Genomic DNA, 3,915 nt, shown 5'->3' on the forward strand with positions numbered 1-3,915 from the left:
AAACCGACCCCAAGGGTACCCAAAAGCAACTCGACGCCGCCATCTCGCCAGTGGCCGACCGGCTGCTGAAGCGCTACAAGGCCCTTCAGGCCGACAAGCACAACGCCGACGCCCACAAGGACGAGGAGGGCGCAAAGGCCGCCAAGGATGCAATGGAGGTGCTGATCCTGTTCAAGCGGGACATGGGTGCGTTCAACCGGCTGTATGCCTTCCTCTCGCAGATTTTTGATTACGGCAACACCGACATCGAAAAGCGCTTCCTCTTCTACAAACGGCTCATGCCCTTGCTGGACTTCGGCCGCGAACGGGACACGGTGGATCTCTCCAAGGTAGTGCTGACCCACCACACCCTGAAGAACAAGGGCCAGCAGCCCCTGAACCTGAAAGGCGGCGACAGCCCGAAGCTGGCCCCGATGACGGAGACTGGCAGCGGCAGCCTGCACGACAAGGAAAAAGCCTTCCTGGAAGAGATCATCCAGAAGGTGAATGGCCTGTTCGAAGGCGAGCTCTCCGACAACGATCAGCTGGTCTATGTGAACGGCGTGCTCAAGGGCAAGCTGCTGGAAAACGAGACCCTGGTGCAGCAAGCCGCGAACAACACCAAGGAGCAGTTTGCCAACTCACCGGACCTGTCCCAGGCCATCGTCTTCGCCATCATGGATGCGCTGGACGCCCACACAGGCATGAGCAGCCAGGCCTTGAATTCCCAGAAGATTCAGGAGGGTTTGAAAGATACGCTGCTGGGGCCCGCTCAGTTGTATGAGGCCTTGCGGGCAAGATCCGCACAGCGACTGTGAGTGCGTGGAGCGGGGCAGGGGCTTGAACGGAAGCGGGGGGCTCCGCCGTTGGTGAGTCCCCCGGGCAAGCGCTCTGCATGCATGCGGCTGCCGGGGGGATGGGGAGGGATCAGCCCAGGCCGAGCAGGTTGACCGTGTGGTGGGCGATCATCCATTCCTCGTTGGTGGGTACCACCAGCACTTCCACCTTGCTGTCCCTGGTGTGGATGCGGGTGGCGTGGCGCTGGTTGGCGGCGGGGTAGAGGGCGAGGCCGGTCCAGCCGAGCCATTCGGCGATGCGGGCGCGGATGGGGGCGGCGTGTTCGCCGATCCCGCCGGTGAAGACCAGGGCATCCAGGCCGCCGGCGGCCATGGTGAGTTGACCGATCATGCAGGCGGCGCGATAGCAGAACAGCTCGATGGCTTCCCTGGCCGAGGCTTCGTCGGACTCGAGCAGGGCACGCATGTCCTGGCTGATGCCCGAGACGCCCAGCAGGCCGGACTGCTTGTAGAGGAGATTGGTCAGGGCCTTGGCGTCCATGCCCTTCTGTTCCACCAGGTGCAGGATCACGCCGGGATCGAGGGCGCCGGTACGGGTGCCCATCATCAGGCCGTCCACGGCGGTGAAGCCCATGCTGGTGTCCCGGGACTGGCCGTCGCGCAGGGCGCACATGCTGGCGCCGTTGCCCAGGTGGGCCACCACGATGGGGCCACGGGCCTTCTCTTCTCCCAGCAGGTCGGGCAACTGGCGGGACACGAACTCGTAGGAGAGACCGTGGAAGCCGTAGCGCTTGATGCCTTCGTTGGTCAGGGCGCGGGGGATGGGGAAGTGGGCAGCCACCGGGTGACGGGTGCGGTGGAAGGCGGTGTCGAAGCAGCCCACCTGTTTCACCTCCGGCATCAGCGTGAACAGGGACTTGATGGCGCGCAGGTTGTGGGGCTGGTGCAGCGGGGCCAGCGGGACCAGGGTGTCGAGCTCACCGACCACCTGTTCGCTCAGGATCACCGGGGCGCCGTAGTGGTCCCCCCCGTGCACGATGCGGTGGCCGGCGGCGATGATGTCCACGCCGGGGCTGTGGCGCTGGATCCAGCTGAAGATGAACTCCAGGGAGAGCCGGTGCTGGCCGTTCTGGTCGGTGCCTTCGGGGACGCTCAGGGCTTCGGTGAAGCGCTCGCCGGTATTGCTGTCCTTGGCGTGCATGAGGGGCTCGGCACCGATGCCTTCCACCTGACCGGACAGGCGGGCCGTATCGGCCAGCCGGGGGGTCATGGGGAAGAGGGCGAACTTGAGGCTGGACGAGCCCGCGTTGAGGATCAGGATGGCTTTCATACACGGATTCCTTGGCGACGTTTGTGGGCCATCAGCTGGGCAATGGCACAGGAGGCGGAGCGGGTTTCGGCGGTGTCGGCGCGGCTGGTGAGCACAATGGGCACGCGGGCGCCCAGGACCACACCGGCCATCAGGGCGTCGGCCAGGTATTCCAGCTGCTTGGCGACCATGTTGCCGGACTCCAGGTCTGGGACGACCAGGATGTCGGCCTGGCCGGCGACGGCGGAGCGGATGCCCTTGGTCTTGGCGGCCACCAGGGAGACGGCGTTGTCGAAGGCGAGGGGGCCGTCCAGGAGGCCGCCGCGGATCTGTCCCCGGTCGGCCATCTTGCACAGGGCGGCAGCATCGAGGGTGGAGCGGATTTTTTCGTTGACGGTTTCAACGGCGGACAGGATGGCGACCTTGGGTTCCGGTACGCCCATCATGATGGCCAGCTCGATGGCGTTCTGGACGATGTCCACCTTGTCGGCCAGGGACGGCTCGATGTTGATCGCCGCGTCGGTGATCAGCAGCGGGTGAGGGTAGGTGGGCACGTCGGCCATGAACACGTGGGACAGGCGACGGGCCGTGCGCAGGCCGGTGGACTTGGAGACCACTTCGCTCATCAGCTCGTCGGTGTGGAGGGAGCCCATCATGAGCGCTTCCACTTCCCCTTCCCGAGCCAGGCGCACGGCGGTTTCCGCCGAGGCGTGGCTGTGGGGTACATCAATGATGCGCACGCCGCGCAGGTCGATGCCTTCCCGTTCGGCCACTTCGCGGATCTTGCTTTCCGGTCCGACCAGGACCGGGATCACCAGGCCGGCGTCCCGCGCCTGGATCGGGCCGCGCAGGGATTCGGTGTCGCAGGGGTGGGCCACGGCAATCGGAATGGGCTCCATGCCCTTGGTCATCTCCAGCACGTGCAGGTAGCGCTGCTGGCGGTCGGAGATGGTGATCCCCGGCAGGGCCATGCGTGGGCGCTTGACCTTTTCAGTGGGGGCCATGACTTCGGCGGTGCCGTCGATCACCTTCAGACCGTCCTGGTTCACACACAGGCAGTCCAGCAGCAGGTGATGGTTGTGCTCGAAACGATGGGTACAGGTGATGGTGATGGTCAGCGTGTCACCGATGGTGATCGGCCGCCAGAACTTGAGGGTCTGGCCGACATACACGGTGCCGGGGCCGGGAAACTCGGTGCCCAGGATGGAGGAGATCAGCACGCTGCCCCACATGGAATGACCGACCACTTCCCTGAACTGGCTGGAGCGGGCGAACTCAGGGTCCACGTGGGTGGGATTCATGTCCCCGGACATCACCGCGAATAGATGAATGTCTTCGGGGCGCAGGGTACGGACCAGATGAGCCGTATCGCCGACGGCGATCTCGTCGAAGGTGCGGTTCTGGATGAAGTCGCGAGGTTCGGTATGCATGGAGTGTCCTGTTTTGCTATGCAGCATGTTGATTCTACAGAATGCCATCGAGACAGCATCGGGATTACATCAAGGGACTGTTGCATTGCGTCAATCGTTCCGTGGGCGGCGGCGTGTGCCATGGGCAGTCCCGCGAGAAATGTGCCGCGAGAGCCTCCATTTTGCCCATGTTAGAATTCATGGCACTTGAATTCACCATCCACTGAAGGGGTTCCATGGAAGTCATCGTCCTCGCCGCCGGCCAAGGCAAACGCATGCGTTCGGTCCTGCCCAAAGTCCTGCAACCCCTGGCGGCCAAGCCCCTGCTGGCCCATGTGCTCGACACCGCCCGCGCGCTGGCCGCCCGGCGCATCGTGGTGGTGTATGGCCACGGCGGCGAAGTGGTGCGCGACGCCCTGGA

At 64.6% G+C, this 3,915-nt stretch carries 3 protein-coding genes and 1 pseudogene; 2 read left to right on the forward strand and 2 right to left on the reverse strand.

Features of this window, described 5'->3' with window-relative positions; translation table 11 throughout:
• Positions 1–797 (forward strand): annotated as a pseudogene (locus PHD22_RS16615) (type I restriction endonuclease subunit R); the annotation flags it as partial.
• A gap of 109 nt (positions 798–906) precedes the next feature.
• On the opposite strand, the gene PHD22_RS16620 reads toward PHD22_RS16615, so the two are convergent.
• A complete protein-coding gene (locus PHD22_RS16620; RefSeq protein ID WP_299869478.1) occupies positions 907–2,106 on the reverse strand; it encodes an acetate/propionate family kinase in 1,200 nt (399 codons plus the stop codon).
• On the reverse strand, positions 2,103–3,515 hold the full coding sequence (locus PHD22_RS16625; protein ID WP_299869481.1) for a bifunctional enoyl-CoA hydratase/phosphate acetyltransferase: 1,413 nt from the start codon (positions 3,513–3,515) through the stop codon (positions 2,103–2,105). The genes PHD22_RS16620 and PHD22_RS16625 overlap by 4 nt, the downstream gene beginning before the upstream one ends.
• A 215-nt stretch (positions 3,516–3,730) precedes the next feature.
• On the opposite strand from PHD22_RS16625, the gene PHD22_RS16630 reads away from it, so the two are divergent.
• A partial coding sequence (locus PHD22_RS16630) for an NTP transferase domain-containing protein (RefSeq protein WP_299869483.1) occupies positions 3,731–3,915 on the forward strand: 185 nt, incomplete at its 3' end.

It is taken from the genome of Zoogloea sp. (assembly GCF_028693495.1).
In the GTDB taxonomy this organism is placed as follows: domain Bacteria; phylum Pseudomonadota; class Gammaproteobacteria; order Burkholderiales; family Rhodocyclaceae; genus Zoogloea.